General features: G+C 71.9%; 19 protein-coding genes and 1 pseudogene. 12 read left to right on the forward strand and 8 right to left on the reverse strand.

Features of this window, described 5'->3' with window-relative positions:
- The first annotated feature begins 28 nt into the window (after positions 1-28).
- The 3 genes from D3105_RS03845 (at position 29) to D3105_RS03850 (ending at position 1,108) form a co-directional block, all read left to right on the forward strand.
- Entirely contained in the window at positions 29-235 is a 207-nt protein-coding gene (locus D3105_RS03845) for an acyl-CoA carboxylase epsilon subunit (RefSeq protein ID WP_010058521.1), read from the forward strand.
- 76 nt (positions 236-311) lie between these two features.
- Positions 312-440 (forward strand): morphogenic membrane protein MmpB, encoded by a 129-nt coding sequence (gene mmpB / locus D3105_RS35690; protein WP_006127106.1) that lies wholly within the window; start codon positions 312-314, stop codon positions 438-440.
- A 56-nt stretch (positions 441-496) separates the two neighbouring features.
- A complete protein-coding gene (locus D3105_RS03850; RefSeq protein WP_118899995.1) occupies positions 497-1,108 on the forward strand; it encodes a nucleoside triphosphate pyrophosphatase in 612 nt (203 codons plus the stop codon).
- Here the strand turns inward: D3105_RS03850 and D3105_RS03855 are convergent.
- Entirely contained in the window at positions 1,089-1,523 is a 435-nt protein-coding gene (locus tag D3105_RS03855; protein WP_118899997.1) for a hypothetical protein, read from the reverse strand. The two genes, D3105_RS03850 and D3105_RS03855, sit on opposite strands and share 20 nt — an antisense overlap.
- A 351-nt stretch (positions 1,524-1,874) precedes the next feature.
- On the opposite strand from D3105_RS03855, the gene D3105_RS03860 reads away from it, so the two are divergent.
- Entirely contained in the window at positions 1,875-3,629 is a 1,755-nt protein-coding gene (locus D3105_RS03860; protein ID WP_118899999.1) for an acetyl/propionyl/methylcrotonyl-CoA carboxylase subunit alpha, read from the forward strand.
- A gap of 119 nt (positions 3,630-3,748) precedes the next feature.
- Positions 3,749-4,345, forward strand: coding sequence for a TetR/AcrR family transcriptional regulator (locus D3105_RS03865; RefSeq protein ID WP_097874599.1), 597 nt, complete (start codon positions 3,749-3,751; stop codon positions 4,343-4,345).
- Positions 4,346-4,408: 63 nt separating this feature from the next.
- On the opposite strand, the gene D3105_RS03870 is transcribed toward D3105_RS03865, so the two are convergent.
- Together D3105_RS03870 and D3105_RS03875 are read right to left on the reverse strand one after the other, a co-directional pair.
- Entirely contained in the window at positions 4,409-5,371 is a 963-nt protein-coding gene (locus tag D3105_RS03870; protein ID WP_118900001.1) for a DeoR/GlpR family DNA-binding transcription regulator, read from the reverse strand.
- Positions 5,372-5,557: 186 nt separating this feature from the next.
- Positions 5,558-6,997 (reverse strand): NAD(P)H-quinone dehydrogenase, encoded by a 1,440-nt coding sequence (locus tag D3105_RS03875; RefSeq protein ID WP_118900003.1) that lies wholly within the window; start codon positions 6,995-6,997, stop codon positions 5,558-5,560.
- Positions 6,998-7,257: 260 nt separating this feature from the next.
- On the opposite strand from D3105_RS03875, the gene D3105_RS03880 reads away from it, so the two are divergent.
- The 3 genes from D3105_RS03880 (at position 7,258) to D3105_RS03890 (ending at position 10,503) form a co-directional block, all read left to right on the forward strand.
- Complete coding sequence (locus tag D3105_RS03880; protein ID WP_006127099.1) at positions 7,258-7,695, forward strand: gamma-glutamylcyclotransferase; 438 nt, start codon at positions 7,258-7,260, stop codon at positions 7,693-7,695.
- A 116-nt stretch (positions 7,696-7,811) separates the two neighbouring features.
- Entirely contained in the window at positions 7,812-8,636 is an 825-nt protein-coding gene (locus tag D3105_RS03885) for a purine-nucleoside phosphorylase (RefSeq protein WP_118900006.1), read from the forward strand.
- Between the two features lie 226 nt (positions 8,637-8,862).
- Positions 8,863-10,503: a phospho-sugar mutase gene (locus D3105_RS03890; protein ID WP_118900008.1), complete on the forward strand. Its 1,641-nt coding sequence runs from the start codon at positions 8,863-8,865 to the stop codon at positions 10,501-10,503.
- 73 nt (positions 10,504-10,576) lie between these two features.
- On the opposite strand, the gene D3105_RS03895 is transcribed toward D3105_RS03890, so the two are convergent.
- Positions 10,577-11,215, reverse strand: coding sequence for a PH domain-containing protein (locus tag D3105_RS03895; protein WP_118900010.1), 639 nt, complete (start codon positions 11,213-11,215; stop codon positions 10,577-10,579).
- A 134-nt stretch (positions 11,216-11,349) separates the two neighbouring features.
- Here D3105_RS03895 and deoC point away from each other — a divergent pair, with 134 nt between their 5' ends.
- From deoC to D3105_RS03910, 3 genes are read left to right on the forward strand one after another with little or no spacing between them, the layout of a single operon-like run.
- Entirely contained in the window at positions 11,350-12,297 is a 948-nt protein-coding gene (gene deoC / locus D3105_RS03900) for a deoxyribose-phosphate aldolase (RefSeq protein ID WP_118900025.1), read from the forward strand.
- A gap of 5 nt (positions 12,298-12,302) precedes the next feature.
- Complete coding sequence (locus D3105_RS03905; protein ID WP_118900012.1) at positions 12,303-13,739, forward strand: aldehyde dehydrogenase family protein; 1,437 nt, start codon at positions 12,303-12,305, stop codon at positions 13,737-13,739.
- Positions 13,732-14,649, forward strand: coding sequence for an aldehyde dehydrogenase family protein (locus tag D3105_RS03910; RefSeq protein WP_118900014.1), 918 nt, complete (start codon positions 13,732-13,734; stop codon positions 14,647-14,649). The genes D3105_RS03905 and D3105_RS03910 overlap by 8 nt, the downstream gene beginning before the upstream one ends.
- A gap of 82 nt (positions 14,650-14,731) precedes the next feature.
- Here the strand turns inward: D3105_RS03910 and D3105_RS03915 are convergent, their stop codons facing one another.
- On the reverse strand, positions 14,732-15,151 hold the full coding sequence (locus tag D3105_RS03915; protein WP_006127092.1) for a hypothetical protein: 420 nt from the start codon (positions 15,149-15,151) through the stop codon (positions 14,732-14,734).
- A 63-nt stretch (positions 15,152-15,214) separates the two neighbouring features.
- Between D3105_RS03915 and D3105_RS03920 the strand changes: the two genes are divergently transcribed.
- Positions 15,215-15,925 (forward strand): uridine kinase family protein, encoded by a 711-nt coding sequence (locus tag D3105_RS03920; protein WP_118900017.1) that lies wholly within the window; start codon positions 15,215-15,217, stop codon positions 15,923-15,925.
- Between the two features lie 21 nt (positions 15,926-15,946).
- Here the strand turns inward: D3105_RS03920 and D3105_RS03925 are convergent, their stop codons facing one another.
- The 3 genes and pseudogenes from D3105_RS03925 to D3105_RS03935 all read right to left on the reverse strand — a co-directional run bounded on the left by D3105_RS03925 (position 15,947) and on the right by D3105_RS03935 (position 17,815).
- Positions 15,947-16,963, reverse strand: a complete 1,017-nt coding sequence (locus D3105_RS03925; RefSeq protein ID WP_118900019.1) for a hypothetical protein — start codon at positions 16,961-16,963, stop codon at positions 15,947-15,949.
- Between the two features lie 61 nt (positions 16,964-17,024).
- Positions 17,025-17,501, reverse strand: a pseudogene (locus D3105_RS03930) (hypothetical protein); the annotation flags it as partial.
- On the reverse strand, positions 17,471-17,815 hold the full coding sequence (locus D3105_RS03935; protein WP_240646793.1) for a hypothetical protein: 345 nt from the start codon (positions 17,813-17,815) through the stop codon (positions 17,471-17,473). The pseudogene D3105_RS03930 and the gene D3105_RS03935, both read right to left, overlap by 31 nt.
- Positions 17,816-18,086: the final 271 nt, after the last annotated feature.

Genomic DNA, 18,086 nt, shown 5'->3' on the forward strand with positions numbered 1-18,086 from the left:
CCCCACCCGCTCACAGAGAGGTCTGCCCATGATCAAGGTCGTACGGGGCAACCCCACCCCGGAGGAGCTGGCCGCCGCCGTGGCGGTGGTCCAGGCGCGTGCCGCCGCCGCGTCCGCCGTGTCGTCCGGCGCGCCGCTGCCGCCCGAGCAGTGGTCCGACCCGGGCCGTATCGCCCGCACCGGGCGCCCGCAGCCGGGCCCCCGGGCCTGGGCCCGGACGTACTGGCCGGCCTGAGCCGGAACCGGGCGCCGCCGCCTCTTGAGTACCCGTACTCAGGCGCGGCGGCGCCCGGCGCAGCAGGATCGGAACCATGCTGTGGTCCGACCCCGAGAACAAGCCGCCGAAGGAACTGCGCGACGCCCAGGCGATGATGCGCAGAGCGGGCGTGCTGCTGGCGCTGGCGATGCTGCTGGCGATGTTCGTGCTCGGCATCCGCTGACCCGGCATCCCCCGGCTCCGGCATCCGGCGCCCCGGGGCCCGGCGGCCCTTCTACGATGGCGTGCATGACTGATCAGCGCCGTCTTGTGCTCGCCTCCGCCTCACCCGCCCGTCTCGGTCTGCTGCGCCAGGCCGGTTTCGCCCCCGAGGTGATCGTCAGCGGGGTGGACGAGGACGCGCTGAGCGCCCCGACCCCCGCCGAGCTGGCGCTCGTCCTGGCCCGGGCCAAGGCGGCGGCGGTCGCGGAGCGCCCCGAGGCGGCGGGCGCCCTGGTCATCGGCTGCGACTCGGTGCTGGAGCTGGACGGCGAGGCGCTCGGCAAGCCGGCCGACGCCGAGGAGGCCACCGCCCGCTGGAAGTCGATGCGCGGCCGGGCGGGCGTCCTGCAGACCGGGCACAGTGTGATCGACACCGCCTCCGGCCGTACGGCGTCGGCGACGGCGTCCACGGTCGTACGGTTCGGCGAGCCGAGCGACGCCGAGGTCGCGGCCTACGTGGCGACGGGCGAGCCGCTGCACGTGGCGGGGGCGTTCACGCTGGACGGCAGGTCGGCCCCGTTCGTCGACTCGATCGAGGGCGACCACGGCAATGTCATCGGCCTCTCGCTGCCGCTGCTGCGCCGGCTGCTGGGCGAGCTGGACGTGTCGGTCACGGAGCTGTGGGTGTGAGTTCGGGCCGCTGGGCCTGAGGGCGGGTCTCGGGCCCGTACGACAGCAGGGTGAGCACCAGCAGGGCCAGCACGACCATCATGAACGCGAAGGCGGCCCAGCCGACCAGGCCGACGGTGACCGCGCCGAGGACGCCGTGCACGACCGCGCAGCCGATCAGGACGATCCGTCCGACGCGTCCGGGTGCGCGGTCGCGTATGCCGGCGATCAGGGCTGTCAGCCCGCACAGGACCAGCAGCAGCCCGGAGACGCCGCCCATCACCCAGGTCCCGGTGGACATGGCGTCCGGGTCCAGGCCGGCGAGCGACATGTTCTGGTTCTCGGCGACCGTGGCCAGGACGGCGTTGATGAGCACGATGCCCACCGCCTCCCCGAACAGCACGAGCGCGGTCACGATCGCCACCGGTCTGCGCATCAGCGCCCCCCCTGTTACCTCTGGTACGTGCGTAGCGCGGACGCTACTCGCGGGTATTCCTCCGGACAAGGGGTTGGACGGGCCCGGGCGTCGGGCAAAGAATCCACCGCCCGTTCGTAGGGAGTCCACAAAGAAACGCCGTACGGCCTTGACCCCCATGACAGAGACCTGGACCACACCGGCTGGTTACTGTGCGGTTGAGGATCCCGGCGTACCGTAGTGCCACAAGGGATTTCACTACTGGGGCAAGCCTCGGATCACACTCCGTGTGGGCAAGCTCACCATTGGGGACAGGTCGTACGGCCGTGTCGGTAGTCCCTAAACTCAGCTTGTTTCGAGGAGGGAGTCATCGTGCGCAAGGTGCTCATCGCCAACCGTGGCGAAATCGCTGTCCGCGTTGCTCGGGCGTGCCGGGACGCGGGGATCGCGAGTGTCGCGGTCTACGCCGAGCCGGACCGGGACGCGTTGCATGTCCGGGCCGCTGACGAGGCGTTCGCCCTGGGCGGTGACACCCCGGCCGCCAGCTATCTGGACATGGCCAAGGTGCTGCAGGCCGCCGCGGACTCCGGGGCGGACGCGATCCACCCGGGTTACGGATTCCTGTCGGAGAACGCGGAGTTCGCCCAGGCCGTCCTGGACGCCGGGCTGACCTGGATCGGCCCGCCGCCGGCCGCCATCCGCGACCTCGGCGACAAGGTCGCCGCCCGGCACATCGCGCAGCGCGCGGGCGCCCCGCTCGTGGCGGGCACCCCGGACCCGGTCTCCGGCTCCGACGAGGTCGTCGCGTTCGCCGAGCAGAACGGCCTCCCGATCGCGATCAAGGCCGCCTTCGGCGGTGGCGGGCGCGGCCTGAAGGTGGCCCGCACGCTGGAGGAGATCCCGGAGCTGTACGACTCCGCGGTCCGCGAGGCGGTCGCGGCGTTCGGCCGGGGCGAGTGCTTCGTCGAGCGCTACCTCGACAAGCCGCGCCACGTGGAGACCCAGTGCCTGGCCGACCAGCACGGCAACGTGGTCGTCGTCTCCACCCGTGACTGCTCGCTCCAGCGCCGCCACCAGAAGCTGGTGGAGGAGGCCCCGGCCCCGTTCCTGACCCAGGCGCAGAACGACGAGCTGTACGCGGCGTCCAAGGCGATCCTGAAGGAAGCCGGCTACGTCGGCGCGGGCACGGTCGAGTTCCTCGTCGGCCTCGACGGCACGATCTCCTTCCTGGAGGTCAACACCCGCCTCCAGGTCGAGCACCCGGTCACCGAAGAGGTCACCGGCATCGACCTCGTGCGCGAGATGTTCCGCATCGCCGACGGCGAGGAGCTCGGCTACGGCGACCCGGCGGTGCGCGGCCACTCCTTCGAGTTCCGGATCAACGGCGAGGACCCGGGCCGCAACTTCCTCCCCGCCCCCGGCACGGTGACGCTGTTCGCCCCGCCCACCGGCCCCGGCGTCCGCCTGGACGCGGGCGTCGAGTCCGGCTCGGTCATCGGCCCGGCCTGGGACTCCCTCCTGGCCAAGCTGATCGTCACCGGCGCCACGCGTGAGCAGGCGCTCCAGCGGGCCGCCCGCGCGCTGGCGGAGTTCCAGGTCGAGGGCATGGCCACGGCGATCCCGTTCCACCGGGCCGTCGTCACCGACCCCGCCTTCACCGCGGACCCGTTCACCGTGCACACCCGGTGGATCGAGACCGAGTTCGTCAACGACATCAAGCCCTTCGCCGCACCCGCCGAGGCGGACGCGGAGGACGAGGCCGGCCGCGAGACCGTCGTCGTCGAGGTCGGCGGCAAGCGCCTGGAGGTCTCGCTGCCGTCCTCGCTGGGCATGAGCCTGGCGCGTACGGGCCTGGCGGCCGGCGCCAAGCCGAAGCGCCGCGCGGCCAAGAAGGCCGGCTCCGCCGCTTCGGGCGACTCCCTGGCCTCGCCCATGCAGGGCACCATCGTCAAGATCGCGGTGGAGGAGGGCCAGGAGGTCAAGGAGGGCGACCTCGTCGTCGTCCTTGAGGCCATGAAGATGGAGCAGCCGCTCAACGCGCACCGCTCCGGCACCATCAAGGGCCTCACCGCCGAGGTCGGCGCCTCCGTCTCCTCCGGCGCCCTGATCTGCGAGATCAAGGACTGACCGTCCGCACGCTCCGAAGGGGCCCGGTCCACGTCGTGAAGACGTGGACCGGGCCCCTTCGTCGCAGTGGCATCCTGGAACCCACGAAGGTCCCGAGGACCGAGGGAGGGGCGAAAGCCATGGCAGGGGCGATCCCGATGGACGCGAGCACGGCACAGCCGCCGGCCCGGCCGATGCGTGCGGACGCGCGCCGGAACCACGACCGGCTGGTGGGCGAGGCGCGCAGGTCCTTCGCCGAGCACGGTACGGACGCCTCGCTGGAGGACATCGCCCGGCGGGCGGGCGTGGGCATCGGCACCCTCTACCGGCACTTCCCGAACCGGGACGCCCTGATGAACGCGGTCTTCCAGGACGCCCTGTGCTCACTCCTGGACCGCTCCCGGGAACTGGCGGCGGCGGAGGCCCCGTGCCGGGCGCTGGTGGACTGGCTGGGCGCGATCGTCACTCATGCGGGTGAGTACCGCGGCCTGGCCCACTCCCTGATGTCCGCCTCGCGCGACGAGACCTCGGCCCTGGTGCAGTGCCATCTGCCGCTCCGGGAAGCGGGCGCGGGGCTGCTGCGGCGGGCCCAGGAGAGCGGGTCCGTACGGGACGACGTCTCCATCGACGACCTGCTCCAGCTGACCAACGCGATCGCCCTGGCCGCCGAACAGTCACCGGACGATCCGGAGTTGGCGGACCGGCTGCTGCGCCTGACGCTGCGCGGGCTGAAGTAGCCGAACCAGCCCATCCGGCGTTTGAGGAGCGGAGGTTCGGGGGGCAGCGCCCCCGACACGGACCTACCGCCGCCGCAGATCCGCCACGCGCGCTCCCCGCTCACCCGGTACGTCCGCCAAGGCGGAGGCGCTGCGCAACTGCGGCCCGAGGCCGCCGTTCTGCGTGCGCCGCTGGCCGGGCAGAGGCATGTCCCTCCGGGGCCGGCTCCCCGGAGGGGGACCGTCCCCGCCCGGCGCGTCGGCGTCCGGACCGGCCACCGTGACCTCCACCCCCTGGTCGGCCAGGGACTGGAGTTCGGCGGCGGCCCGCTCGTCGTGGAGCGGGGGCTCGTCGGTCACCAGGCGGGTGATCAGTTCGGTGGGCACCGTCTGGAACATGGTGTCCGAGCCGAGCTTGGTGTGGTCCGCCAGGACCACCACCTCCGCCGCGGCGTGCACGAGAGCCCGGTCGACGCTGGCCGAGAGCATGTTGGAGGTGGACAGGCCACGCTCCGCCGTGAGGCCGCTCCCGGAGAGGAAGGCCCGGGAGACCCGCAGCCCCTGGAGGGACTGCTCGGCCCCGCTGCCCACCAGCGCGTAGTTGCTCCCGCGCAGGGTGCCGCCGGTCATGACGACTTCGACCCGGTTGGCATGGGCCAACGCCTGCGCCACCAGCAGGGAGTTGGTGACGACGGTCAGACCGGGGACCCGCGCGAGCCGGCGGGCCAGCTCCTGCGTGGTCGTGCCGGCGCCGACCACGATGGCCTCGCCCTCGCCGACGAGGCCTGCGGCCAGGTCGGCGATCGCGGTCTTCTCCGCGGTGGAGAGATGGGATTTCTGCGGAAAGCCGGACTCCCGCGTAAAACCGCCCGGCAAGACCGCACCGCCGTGCCGGCGGTCGAGGAGTCCTTCTGCCTCCAGTGCCCGCACGTCCCGCCGTACGGTCACTTCGGAGGTCTGGACGACGCGGGCGAGCTCACGGAGCGATACCGCCCCGTTGGCGCGCACCATTTCGAGGATCAATTGACGACGTTCTGCAGCGAACACGAAACTGACAGTAACCTGGCCGCCGGTGAGTTTTCAGCAGTTTGCGCCGAATAACAGAAGTTGTACTTCAAAGGGGCCTCCAAGTGGTATAGGAGGCCCCTTCGTTGTTCGAGGGTGATCACGAAGCGGTCGCAGCACCGCCCGATCTGCCGGTGTTCGGCGGGAGTCGCCCGGTTTCCCGGACTCTCAGCCCTCGCCCGTGAGCTTGCGGGTGTGCAACTGCCGGGCCACTTCGGCGATCGATCCGGACAGGGACGGGTACACGGTGAAAGCGTTTGCGATCTGTTCCACCGTCAGGTTGTTGTCGACCGCGATCGAGATCGGGTGGATCAGCTCGCTGGCGCGCGGCGCGACCACGCAGCCGCCGACCACGATCCCCGTACCGGGGCGGCAGAAGATCTTGACGAAGCCGTCGCGGATGCCCTGCATCTTCGCGCGCGGGTTGCGCAGCAGCGGCAGCTTGACGACCCGGGCCTCGATCCTGCCCGCGTCGACGTCGGCCTGGCTGTAGCCGACGGTGGCGATCTCCGGGTCGGTGAAGACGTTGGCGGAGACGGCCTTGAGGTTCAGCGGGGCGACCGCGTCGCCGAGGAAGTGGTACATCGCGATCCGGCCCTGCATCGCGGCGACCGAGGCCAGCGCGAAGATCCCGGTGACGTCACCGGCCGCGTAGACCCCGGGGGCGCTGGTGCGCGAGACCCGGTCGGTGAGGACGTGCCCGGACTCCTTGAGCCGTACGCCGGCCTCCTCCAGGCCCATGCCCGCGGTGTTCGGGATCGCGCCGACCGCCATCAGACAGTGCGAACCGGTGATGACCCGGCCGTCGGCGAGGGTCACCTCGACCCGGTCGCCGACCCGCTTGGCGGACTGGGCGCGGGAGCGGGCCATGACGTTCATCCCGCGGCGGCGGAAGACGTCCTCCAGCACGGCGGCGGCGTCCGGGTCCTCGCCCGGCAGCACCCGGTCACGGGAGGAGACGAGGGTGACCCGCGAGCCGAGCGCCTGGTACGCCCCGGCGAACTCGGCGCCGGTGACACCGGATCCGACGACGATGAGCTCCTCGGGCAGCTCGTCGAGGTCGTAGACCTGGGTCCAGTTCAGGATGCGCTCGCCGTCGGGCTGCGCGTCCGGGATCTCCCGGGGGTGGCCGCCGGTCGCTATCAGCACCGCGTCGGCGGTCAGCCGCTCCTCGGTGCCGTCGGCGGCGGTGACCACGACCTGCCGGGAGCCGTCGGCGGCCTGGAGCCCGTCGAGTCGGCCCCGGCCGCGCATCACGCGGGCGCCGGCCCGGGTGACGGAGGCGGTGATGTCGTGGGACTGCGCGAGCGCGAGGCGCTTGACCCGGCGGTTGACCTTGCCGAGATCCACGCCGACGACCCGGGCGGCCTGCTCCACGTGCGGGGTGTCGTCGGCGACGATGATGCCCAGTTCCTCGTACGAGGAGTCGAAGGTGGTCATCACCTCGGCCGTCGCGATCAGGGTCTTCGAGGGCACGCAGTCGGTGAGGACCGAAGCTCCGCCGAGGCCGTCGCAGTCGACGACGGTCACCTCCGCGCCGAGTTGGGCACCCACCAGGGCCGCCTCGTAGCCGCCGGGGCCGCCGCCGATGATCACGATCCGGGTCACGAAAAGTCCGCCTCGCGTTGTGTAACCCGCGGCCGTCTGCCGCCCCGGCCGGGGGTCCGGGGGATCGCCCCGGGGGAATGCAGTACGTACTCCATTGTCCCGCACGCGCCAAGGTGCTTCGCCCCGGGGCCCTCCATACGGGAACGAGCCCCCGGAACGGGCGCCGCGCCCGCCCTCGCTCCGCCGCCCGCGCTCCCCCGACCGGGGCCTTCGTCACAGGAACCGCCGCTCCCGCCCCCGCCTCCCGTACCCTCGGACCCATGTCGCTCTACGCCGCGTACGCCGGCAACCTCGACGCGCGGCTGATGACCCGCCGCGCCCCGCATTCCCCGATGCGCAGCACCGGCTGGCTCAACGGCTGGCGGCTGACCTTCGGCGGGGAGCAGATGGGCTGGGAGGGGGCGCTGGCCACCGTGGTGGAGGCGCCGCGCTCCCAGGTCTTCGTCGCGCTGTACGACCTGGCGCCGATGGACGAGGACTCCATGGACCGCTGGGAGGGTGTCGGCCTCGACATCTACCGCCGGATGCGCATCCGGGTGCACACCCTGGACGGCGAGGAGCCGGCCTGGATCTATGTGCTCAACGGGTACGAGGGCGGGCTGCCCTCGGCGCGCTATCTGGGCGAGATCGCCGACGCGGCCGAGTCCGCGGGCGCCCCGCACGACTATGTGATGGAACTGCGCAAGCGCCCCTGCTGACCAGGGCGGACACCGACCCGGCCGACCTGTCTTCGTACAAAAGCACCAACGCCTCGTGCGCGTCTTTGCGCCAGTGCATCTACGCGCGTAGGGATTCAGCGGTTACGCTCGTCGGCGTGAACGCATCTGTTATTCCGGACAACATCCAGGGCGACCCGCAGGCGGCAGCCGCCGGGGCCGCCGCCCGCCTGCGCGAGCTGACCGGCGCCGACACCCATGACGTCGCCCTGGTCATGGGCTCCGGCTGGGCGCCCGCGGGCGAAGCACTCGGCGTCCCGGAGGCCGAGTTCCCCGTGACCGAGCTGCCCGGCTTCCCGGCGCCCGCCGTCGAGGGCCACGGCGGCACGGTCCGCTCGTACAAGATCGGCGAGAAGCGCGCGCTGGTCTTCCTCGGCCGCACGCACTTCTACGAGGGCCGGGGCGTCGCCGCCGTCGCCCACGGGGTCCGTACGGCGGTGGCCGCGGGCTGCAAGACCGTCGTCCTGACGAACGGCTGCGGCGGTCTGCGCGAGGGCATGCGCCCGGGTCAGCCGGTCCTGATCAGCGACCACATCAACCTGACGGCCGCCTCCCCGATCATCGGCGCCAACTTCGTCGACCTCACCGACCTGTACTCCCCGCGGCTGCGCGCGCTGTGCAAGGAGATCGACGACACCCTCGAAGAGGGCGTGTACGTGCAGTTCCCCGGCCCGCACTACGAGACCCCGGCCGAGATCAACATGGTCCGGGTCATGGGCGGCGACCTGGTGGGCATGTCCACGGTCCTGGAGGCCATCGCGGCCCGCGAGGCGGGCGCGGAGGTGCTCGGCCTCTCCCTGGTCACCAACCTGGCGGCGGGCCTCTCCGGAGAACCCCTCAACCACGAGGAGGTCCTCCAGGCGGGCCGCGACTCGGCGACCCGGATGGGCGCGCTGCTGGCGAGGGTGCTGGAGCGCATCTAAAACCGAGCCCGGCTTTCCGGGCCGCCCTTCCAGCCTCTCCGGCGGCCCGTCCAGCTCGTCCCCCGCCCGAGGGCCGGGCCGCTTCCGTCGCTCCCGCACCGGAGGACCGGGCCCGCTTCCAACCCCTCCGGCGTTTGAGGAGCGGGGGCCCGGGGCGGAGCCCCGGCGTCCGCCACCCACCCGCACCGCCCCACCACCACCCGCACACCCCCGAAAGGCGGCCCCCGTGCAGCACGACCTCATCGCGCAGGCCCATACCTGGCTGGCCGAGGACCCCGACCCCGAGACCCGCGCCGAGCTGGCCGCGCTGATCGAGGCGGGCGACACCCAGGAGCTCGCCGGCCGCTTCGCCGGCACGCTCCAGTTCGGCACCGCCGGACTGCGCGGCGAACTCGGGGCCGGCCCGATGCGGATGAACCGGTCCGTGGTGATCCGGGCGGCGGCGGGCCTCGCCGCCTATCTGAAGGCCCAGGGGCAGGAGGGCGGTCTCGTCGTCATCGGCTACGACGCCCGCTACAAGTCGGCGGACTTCGCGCGCGACACCGCCGCCGTGATGACCGGCGCCGGACTCCGCGCAGCCGTGCTGCCCCGCCCCCTCCCCACCCCCGTACTGGCGTACGCCATAAGGCACCTGGGCGCCGTCGCCGGCGTCGAGGTCACGGCCAGCCACAACCCGCCGCGCGACAACGGCTACAAGGTCTACCTCGGCGACGGCTCGCAGATCGTGCCCCCCGCCGACGGCGAGATCGCGGCCGCCATCGCCGCGGTCGGCCCGCTCGCGGGCGTCGTACGCCCCGAGGACGGCTGGGAGACCCTCGGCGAGGAGGTCCTGGACGCCTACCTCGCCCGTACGGACGCGGTCCTGGCCGCCGACAGCCCCCGTACCGCGCGCACGGTCTACACCGCGATGCACGGCGTCGGCACCTCCGTGCTGACCGCCGCGTTCGGGCGGGCCGGTTTCCCGGAGCCGGTCCTCGTCACCGAGCAGGCCGAGCCCGACCCCGCGTTCCCCACCGTCGCCTTCCCCAACCCGGAAGAGCCCGGCGCGATGGATCTCGCGTTCGCCACCGCGCGCCGGGCGGCCCCGGACCTGATCATCGCCAACGACCCGGACGCGGACCGCTGCGCCGTCGCCGTGCCCGACACCTCCGTCGAGGGCGGCTGGCGGATGCTGCGCGGCGACGAGGTGGGCGCGCTGCTCGCCGCGCACCTGGTGGAGCGGGGCGCCACGGGCGTGTTCGCCGAGTCGATCGTGTCGTCGTCGCTGCTCGGCCGGATCGCCGAGAAGGCGGGCCTCGGTTACGAGGAGACGCTGACGGGCTTCAAGTGGATCGCCCGGGTGGACGGCCTGCGGTACGGCTACGAGGAGGCGCTCGGCTACTGCGTCGACCCCGAGGGTGTCCGCGACAAGGACGGCATCACCGCCGCCCTGCTCGTCGCCGAGCTCGCCTCCGTACTCAAGGAGCAGGGCCGTACGCTGCTGGACCTGCTGGACGACCTGGCGCTCGCGCACGGCCTGCACGCCACCGACCAGCTCTCGGTGCGGGTGGAGGACCTGTCGGTCATCGCGGACGCCATGGCCCGGCTCCGCGAGCAGCCCCCGACCGCCCTGGCCGGCCTCGCGGTCACCTCGGCCGAGGACCTGTCGCGCGGCACGGACCGGCTGCCGCCCACCGACGGGCTGCGCTACCAGCTGGAGGGGGCCCGGGTGATCGTCCGCCCGAGCGGCACCGAGCCGAAGCTGAAGTGCTACCTGGAGGTCGTCGTCCCGGTGGCGGACGCGGCCGGGCTGCCCGCCGCGCGGGCCCGGGGAGCCGAACTGCTCGCCGGGATCAAGCAGGACCTGGCGACGGCCGCGGGCATCTGACCTGCCACTGCCACGCCGAAGGGCCGGCACCCCTCCCGGGGTGCCGGCCCTTCGGCGTCCGGTGGCGTCGGCGTCAGCCCACCGCCACCAGCACCACCAGCAGAACGGCCCCCGCGACGGCCGGGGCGATCACCTCGTACGCCCAGCGCACCGAGCCCCGGTCCACGCCCTCCTGAGTCGTGTCACCGGCTCGCTCGGCGATGTCCCGCAGATCGCGGACGGTCTGGTCGGCCGAGCCCGTGCGCCCGGCGGAGTCGCGTACGTCGGCGCTCACCGACGTACGGCCGTAGGGGTCATCGTGCGCCGCCCGGGCCGCGCTGCGCGCCGCGCGCTTGCGGGCGCGCAGGGAGACGGGGATCGCCCACAGCTGGTACTTCGTACCGTCCTGGGCGAGCAGTTCGGAGGAGTACGAGGCCCGTACGTCGGCGACCTCGGTCCAGGGGAGCTGGACCGTCCGGAACGGGTTGCGGACCCGGATGCGCTCGTCGTTCGCGAAGACGGCGGGCCGCAGGGTGAACGCCACCACCAGCGGCACCACGAGGAGCAGCGCGGCCAGCGCGAGCCACGGCGTCCGCCCCTCGCCCCGGATCATGGCGTCCCCGGCCATCCAGGCGATCAGCAGGAGCAGCAGCGACCCGCAGACCAGCGCGGCCACGGAGCGGTAGGTCCGGTCGGCGTGGGGCGGCTCTGCGGGAGGTGTGGGGCTCGTCATGGGGCCGATTCTGCCCGATGGGCGTCCGGCCCGGCGGAGCGCCCGCCCGCGCTCGCGCCCACGGGTCGCAACGCACGGATCGCCCGGCCCCCTGTACAGGTCGCTACGCGCGTAGATATGCTCCTCTGGTGACCATGCCCACCACTGCTCCCGCATTTGCCGACGCGACCGCGTCCGACAGTGCGCTGCGCCGCTTCCTCTTCGGGTTGCCCGGCGTCGACGCCGTCGGCCTCGAAGCGCGCGCCGCCTCCCTCGGAACCCGTTCGATCAAGACGACGGCCAAGGCGTACGCCATCGATCTCGCCATCTCGATGATCGACCTGACGACGCTGGAAGGCGCGGACACCCCGGGCAAGGTCCGGGCTCTCGCCGCCAAGGCCGTCAATCCCGACCCGACCGACCGCACGACCCCGCGCACCGCGGCCGTCTGCGTCTACCCCGATATGGTCTCCACCGCCGCCGCCACGCTGGCCGGTTCCGGTGTGAAGGTGGCGTCCGTGGCGACCGCCTTCCCGGCGGGCCGTGCCGCGCTGGACGTCAAGCTCGCGGACGTCCGTGACGCCGTGGCGGCCGGGGCCGACGAGATCGACATGGTGATCGACCGGGGGGCGTTCCTCTCCGGCCGGTTCCTGAAGGTGTACGAGGAGATCCTCGCCGTGAAGGCGGAGTGCGGCCCCGCCCGCCTCAAGGTGATCTTCGAGACCGGCGAGCTGTCCACGTACGACAACATCCGCCGGGCCTCCTGGATCGGGATGCTGGCGGGCGCGGACTTCATCAAGACCTCGACCGGCAAGGTGGCCACCAACGCCACCCCCGCCAACACCCTCCTCATGCTGGAGGCGGTCCGGGACTTCCGGGCGGCCACCGGCGTGCAGATCGGTGTGAAGCCGGCCGGCGGCATCCGCACCACCAAGGACGCGGTGAAGTTCCTGGTCCTGGTGAACGAGACGGCGGGCGAGGAGTGGCTGGACCCGCACTGGTTCCGGTTCGGCGCGTCCAGCCTGCTCAACGACCTGCTGATGCAGCGCCAGAAGCTCAGCACCGGCCGTTACTCCGGCCCCGATTACGTGACGGTGGACTGATAGCCATGGCATCCGCATTCGAGTACGCACCGGCGCCGGAGTCCCGTTCCGTCGTCGACATCGCCCCGTCGTACGGGCTGTTCATCGACGGCGAGTTCACCGAGGCCGCCGACGGCAAGGTCTTCAAGACCGTCTCGCCGAGCAGCGAGGAGGTCCTCTCCGAGGTGGCCCAGGCGGGCGCGGCGGACGTGGACCGGGCCGTGAAGGCGGCACGCAAGGCGTTCGAGAAGTGGTCGGCGCTGCCCGGCTCCGAGCGCGCCAAGTACCTGTTCCGGATCGCCCGGATCATCCAGGAGCGCAGCCGTGAGCTGGCCGTTCTGGAGACGCTCGACAACGGCAAGCCGATCAAGGAGACCCGCGACGCGGACCTCCCGCTGGTCGCGGCGCACTTCTTCTACTACGCGGGCTGGGCCGACAAGCTGGACCACGCGGGGTACGGGCCGAACCCCCGTCCGCTGGGCGTGGCCGGTCAGGTCATCCCGTGGAACTTCCCGCTGCTGATGCTCGCGTGGAAGATCGCCCCGGCGCTCGCCACGGGCAACACGGTGGTCCTGAAGCCCGCCGAGACGACGCCGCTGAGCGCGCTCTTCTTCGCGGACATCTGCCGCCAGGCGGGGCTCCCCAAGGGCGTCGTCAACATCCTCACCGGCTACGGGGACGCGGGCGAGGCGCTCGTCACGCACCCGGACGTCAACAAGGTGGCCTTCACCGGTTCGACCGCCGTCGGCAAGGCCATCGCGCGCTCCGTCGCGGGTACGGACAAGAAGGTCACCCTGGAGCTGGGCGGCAAGGGCGCGAACATCGTGTTCGACGACGCCCCGATCGACCAGGCCGTCGAGGGCATCGTCACCGGGATCTTCTTCAACCAGGGCCAGGTCTGCTGCGCGGGCTCCCGGCTGCTGGTCCAGGAGTCGGTCCAGGACGAGGTGCTGGACGCGCTCAAGCGCCGGCTCTCGACGCTGCGCCTCGGCGACCCGCTGGACAAGAACACCGACATCGGCGCGATCAACTCCGCCGAGCAGCTCGCCCGGATCACCTCCCTGGTCGAGACCGGCGAGGCGGAGGGCGCGGAGCGCTGGAGCGCCCCCTGCGAACTGCCCTCGTCGGGCTACTGGTTCGCCCCGACGCTCTTCACGAACGTCACCCAGGCGCACACGGTGGCCCGGGACGAGATCTTCGGGCCGGTGCTCTCCGTACTCTCCTTCCGCACCCCGGACGAGGCGGTCGCCAAGGCCAACAACAGCCAGTACGGCCTCTCGGCGGGCATCTGGACGGAGAAGGGCTCCCGCATCCTCGCGGTGGCCAACAAGCTCCGCGCGGGCGTCGTCTGGGCCAACACGTTCAACAAGTTCGACCCGACGTCGCCGTTCGGCGGCTACAAGGAGTCGGGCTTCGGCCGCGAGGGCGGCCGCCACGGCCTGGAGGCGTACCTCGATGTCTGATCAGAACCGTCTTGGCGTCTTCAAGACCTACAAGCTGTACGTCGGGGGCAAGTTCCCCCGCTCCGAGAGCGGCCGGGTGTACGAGGTGACCGACTCCAAGGGCGCATGGCTGGCCAACGCGCCGCAGTCCTCCCGCAAGGACGCGCGCGACGCGGTCGTGGCCGCGCGCAAGGCGTTCGGCGGCTGGTCGGGCGCGACCGCGTACAACCGCGGCCAGGTCCTCTACCGCGTCGCGGAGATGCTGGAGGGCCGCAAGGAGCAGTTCGTCCGCGAGGTGGCCGCCTCCGAGGGGCTGTCGAAGTCCAAGGCGGCGGCCGTGGTGGACGGGGCGATCGACCGCTGGGTCTGGTACGCGGGCTGGACCGACAAGATCGGCCAGATCGCGGGCGGGGCCAACCCGGTCGCGGGCCCGTATCTCAACCTCTCCACCCCCGAGCCGACGGGCGTCGTCGCGGTCCTCGCACCGCAGAAGTCGTCGTTCCTCGGCCTGGTCTCGGTGATCGCCCCGGTGATCGCGACCGGCAACACGGCGGTCGTCATCGCCTCCGCCGACGCCCCGCTGCCCGCGCTGTCGCTGGGCGAGGTGCTGGCCACCTCCGACGTCCCCGGCGGTGTGGTCAACATCCTGTCGGGCGTCACGGCGGAGCTGGCGGCCCCCCTCGCCGCCCACCAGGACGTCAACGCGATCGACCTGACCGGCGCGGACGCCGAGCTGGCGAAGGAGCTGGAGATCGCGTCCGCCGACAACCTGAAGCGCGTACTGCGTCCACAGCCTGTGGACACGGACGCCGCGTCGGCCTCCGAGGACTGGTCGGCCTCCCCCGGCACGCACCGCCTGACGGCGTTCCTGGAGACCAAGACGGTCTGGCACCCGACGGGCGCGCTGGGAGCCGCGGGCTCCTCGTACTGAGGTCGGACCGCACCGCAGGTACCCGAACGGGGCCGCCCTCCACCCCGGGCGGCCCCGTTCGCCGTGTCCGTGTCCGCGTGTGTCAGCCGGTGACGAGCTTGGTCACCGACCCCACCACGGGCAGGTCGCTCAGCGCGCCGCCGCTGGTGATCGGGTCGGTGACGATCGCGGTGGTCACCGGCTTGAAGTCGGCGATCTGGGTGCCCACGGCGTTGTCCAGCGGGTCCACCCCGGTGCCCGCCAGCGGGTCCAGCTGAAGGTCGGTGATCGGGGCGACGCTGCTGGCCAGCGAGGTCCCGAGCGCGCTCGTCACGGCGGGCGCGGCCGTCTCGCCGACCGCCTGGAGGGCGGAGACCCCCTGCTCCGGGACCTCGGCCGCGGGCGGCAGCGAGACGGCCTGTGCGGAGCCCGCACCGGCCCCCAGCGCGGCCCCCAGCGCGGTGAAGGTCAGACCGGCGCGCAGCAGGACGCGACGTTCGGGCTTACGTGCATGAAGTGCCATGTTTTTCCACCTGATCGAGCCTGGTCGGGTAATCGTCCGTACGCGCAGAGTAGTTGAGGTGTGATGCTGGATACCAACAGGAGGCCCGAGGGGTCCCCTGCGCGGGTCAATGCCTCACACTTCTGTTCTGTGAGTTCCCAACCGATCCCGACCCGCGTCGTCCTGCTCGCGGGCCCCTCCGGCTCCGGCAAGTCCGTCCTCGCCGCCCGCACCGGCCTTCCGGTGCTGCGCCTCGACGACTTCTACAAGGAGTACGACGACCCGACGCTGCCCCGGGTCCCCGGCTCCACGGACATCGACTGGGACTCCGCCGGGTCCTGGGACGCGGACGCGGCGGTGGCCGCCATCGCCGAGCTGTGCCGGTGCGGCCGTACGGACGTTCCGGTGTACGACATCGCCACCAGCTCGCGTACGGGCCACGAAACCTTCCACATCGAGCGGTCACCGCTGTTCGTGGCCGAGGGCATCTTCGCGGCGGACATCGTGGAGCGGTGCCAGGAACTGGGACTGCTGGCCGACGCGCTGTGCCTGCGCGGCCGCCCGTCGACGACGTTCCGCCGACGCCTGGTGCGGGACCTGCGCGAGGGCCGCAAATCGGTCCCGTTTCTGCTGCGGCGCGGCTGGCGCCTGATGCGGGCCGAACGGCGCATCGTGGCCCGTCAGACGGCGCTGGGGGCGTATCCGTGCGGCAAGGAGGAGGCACTGGGCCGGTTCGCGGCCGCGGCGGCGGGGCGGTGCCGGCGGGCGAGCGTGGGGGCGCCGGCCCCGGAGTAGGGGCGGGCGCCCCGCTCGCGCTCAGCCGGTGGCGGGCGCGTCGCAGCCGAAGGTCCTGGCGGCGGCTTTCATGAAGGGGGCGGCGTAGGTGTCCCGCTTCGGCAGGTCCGCGTGGCGCTTGCTCGCCTCCAGGTACTGCTGACCCGAATCCACTGCCAGGTAGAGGGGGCCGCCGTCCGCGCAGGGCAGGATGAATCCGACGCCCCTGTCGACCTCTTCGGCTTTCCGGCCGTCCGGCGCCGTGCGCTCGGCCGTGCCCGGAAACTTCCGCAGGGCATCGATGAGCAGCGGGTCCCGGGTGGCGGTGTACTTCATGAAGCCGTCACCACGGACGAAACCACTCGTCTCGTCGTCCAGGGTCAGCTTGCAGGACCACACGTCGGCGGGGGCCTGCTGCCCCTCTTCGAGCACCTTCGTCCCGGCCGGAACCTGGCCCGCCAAGGTCAGGCCGTCCAGACCGCACACCTGCCCTTCGGAGACCGGGCGCGCGGCATCGGAGCGGGCAGAGATGAGCGTTCCGGGCTTCTCCGGGAGGTCACCGCACTTGCTCCGGGCCGCTATGGTCCGTGCGGTGTCGGTGGCCAGGGCGGCGAAGGCGGTGCGGTCGGCAGCCGGTTCGTTGATGCTGAACTCGGCGACCACCGGCCGGTCGGTCCAGCACTTCTCGGGCAGCATGACCCACGCCTTGTACGCATCGACCCCACCGGTCACCTCGCCGGTGAAGTACGAGGCACCCGGTGGGTAGGGCTCGCTTTCGAACGCCAGTGGGTCATAGCCCCGTACCCCCCAGAGCCGGACACTGAGCCCGCTCTCGCCGGAACCGAGGACGACGGACGACTTCTCGACCCTGCACCCCGTATCCGTCAGGTCGTCCTCGTCCAGACCGTCCCCTTCGGCATCCAGGCGCCCGGCCCCCGGAAGGACGGCGTCCACCTTCTCCGCCGAGACCAGATCCCCGCAGAGCCGGTCCGCCGTCAGCACGTTGGTGTTGCGCCAGGCGTGCAGCAACCCGGCGATCACCACGACGACGGCGGCCACGACCGCCCAGACCTTCCACGCCGGACGCGTACGGCCTGCTGCTCCTGCTGTGCTCACGTGCTCACTTCCTGGTTCGCAGGGCCGAGTAGGCCTCTTCACGGCCGGTGATGTAGCTCTGCTTCGCCTCGCCCTTGGCGTTCTCCGCTGCGTCGGTACCCTTGGCCTCCCGGGTGTCGGCCCAGGAGTCGATCAGGTTGTTCGTCCCGGCTATGCCACCCGCCGTCTCCTTGCTGACGCCTTCGCGCGCGATGTCCTCCTGCTCGGTGATGACGTCCTTGGACCACTCATATGCGGCGGCGTCCACGGCGCGTTGCGCGATGTCTCCGACCTGGGGAATCATGTTGGCCGCCGCTCCGAACCCGTGATAGCCGTAACGGGCCTGGTCGTTGATCTTCCCGACCTCGGCGTCCCTGACATCGAGCACCATGTCCGTGCCGATGGCGTTCATGCCGCCGAATGCTTCGCCCACGTGCCGCGCCTTGACATCCCAGTTGGTCACGTTCTCCGTCAGGCTGCTCTGGGGCACCTGCCGACCGGAGTACTCTTCTCCCTGCCGAGCCGGTTCATCAGGTTCCGGACCTGCTTGCCCCACGCGCTGTGCGCGTCCTTCATCGCACGCGAGGTGATCCAGCCCTCACCGTCCTTGGCACCGAGCGCCGTGACCGCGGCCGCGTTCTCCTCGCTCGCCCAGTTGCCCGACTTCTTGGTGTCCGGTTCGAGATGCTGCTCGATGGCGTTGGCCGCCGCGCGCTTCTGCGCCGGACTGGAGACCAGCCCGGGGGCCTGTCCGGGCGCGAACGGTCCGTAGACGGGAGGTGGGGAAGGATCGGCGGGGGCCTCGTTGAGTCGCATCGATGCCGGTGCGGAGCCGGCCGTCGGGTCACCTGGTTGGCTGCTCATCCGTCCCCCCGGGAATCCTTGGCACCACCCACGCTTGACGTGGCCCGATCACCCTAACAAGGGCCGTTCCCGGACTCGCCACATGCCGGCGGGGCCGTACAGGACCCCCCGGCCCGTACGACCCCGCTGTGTTTCCCCCGTGGCCCGCGCCTCCCCCGAAGCGCTGGACCTTTCCCCGTACTCCCCCGATTTCCCCCGGGTCCCCTCGGTCCCCGTTTTACTG

Source organism: Streptomyces globisporus (assembly GCF_003501885.1).
GTDB classification, from domain to species: domain Bacteria; phylum Actinomycetota; class Actinomycetes; order Streptomycetales; family Streptomycetaceae; genus Streptomyces; species Streptomyces globisporus_D.

What these genes read in the sequence shown, in the direction of transcription:
- D3105_RS03845 (WP_010058521.1), top strand. Translation starts at nt 29, where the DNA reads ATGATCAAGGTCGTACGGGGCAACCCCACCCCGGAGGAGCTGGCCGCC.
- mmpB (WP_006127106.1), top strand. Translation starts at nt 312, where the DNA reads ATGCTGTGGTCCGACCCCGAGAACAAGCCGCCGAAGGAACTGCGCGAC.
- D3105_RS03850 (WP_118899995.1), top strand. Translation starts at nt 497, where the DNA reads ATGGCGTGCATGACTGATCAGCGCCGTCTTGTGCTCGCCTCCGCCTCA.
- D3105_RS03855 (WP_118899997.1), bottom strand. Translation starts at nt 1,523, where the DNA reads ATGCGCAGACCGGTGGCGATCGTGACCGCGCTCGTGCTGTTCGGGGAG.
- D3105_RS03865 (WP_097874599.1), top strand. Translation starts at nt 3,749, where the DNA reads ATGGCAGGGGCGATCCCGATGGACGCGAGCACGGCACAGCCGCCGGCC.
- D3105_RS03880 (WP_006127099.1), top strand. Translation starts at nt 7,258, where the DNA reads ATGTCGCTCTACGCCGCGTACGCCGGCAACCTCGACGCGCGGCTGATG.
- D3105_RS03895 (WP_118900010.1), bottom strand. Translation starts at nt 11,215, where the DNA reads ATGACGAGCCCCACACCTCCCGCAGAGCCGCCCCACGCCGACCGGACC.
- deoC (WP_118900025.1), top strand. Translation starts at nt 11,350, where the DNA reads ATGCCCACCACTGCTCCCGCATTTGCCGACGCGACCGCGTCCGACAGT.
- D3105_RS03905 (WP_118900012.1), top strand. Translation starts at nt 12,303, where the DNA reads ATGGCATCCGCATTCGAGTACGCACCGGCGCCGGAGTCCCGTTCCGTC.
- D3105_RS03910 (WP_118900014.1), top strand. Translation starts at nt 13,732, where the DNA reads ATGTCTGATCAGAACCGTCTTGGCGTCTTCAAGACCTACAAGCTGTAC.
- D3105_RS03915 (WP_006127092.1), bottom strand. Translation starts at nt 15,151, where the DNA reads ATGGCACTTCATGCACGTAAGCCCGAACGTCGCGTCCTGCTGCGCGCC.
- D3105_RS03920 (WP_118900017.1), top strand. Translation starts at nt 15,215, where the DNA reads ATGCTGGATACCAACAGGAGGCCCGAGGGGTCCCCTGCGCGGGTCAAT.
- D3105_RS03935 (WP_240646793.1), bottom strand. Translation starts at nt 17,815, where the DNA reads ATGCGACTCAACGAGGCCCCCGCCGATCCTTCCCCACCTCCCGTCTAC.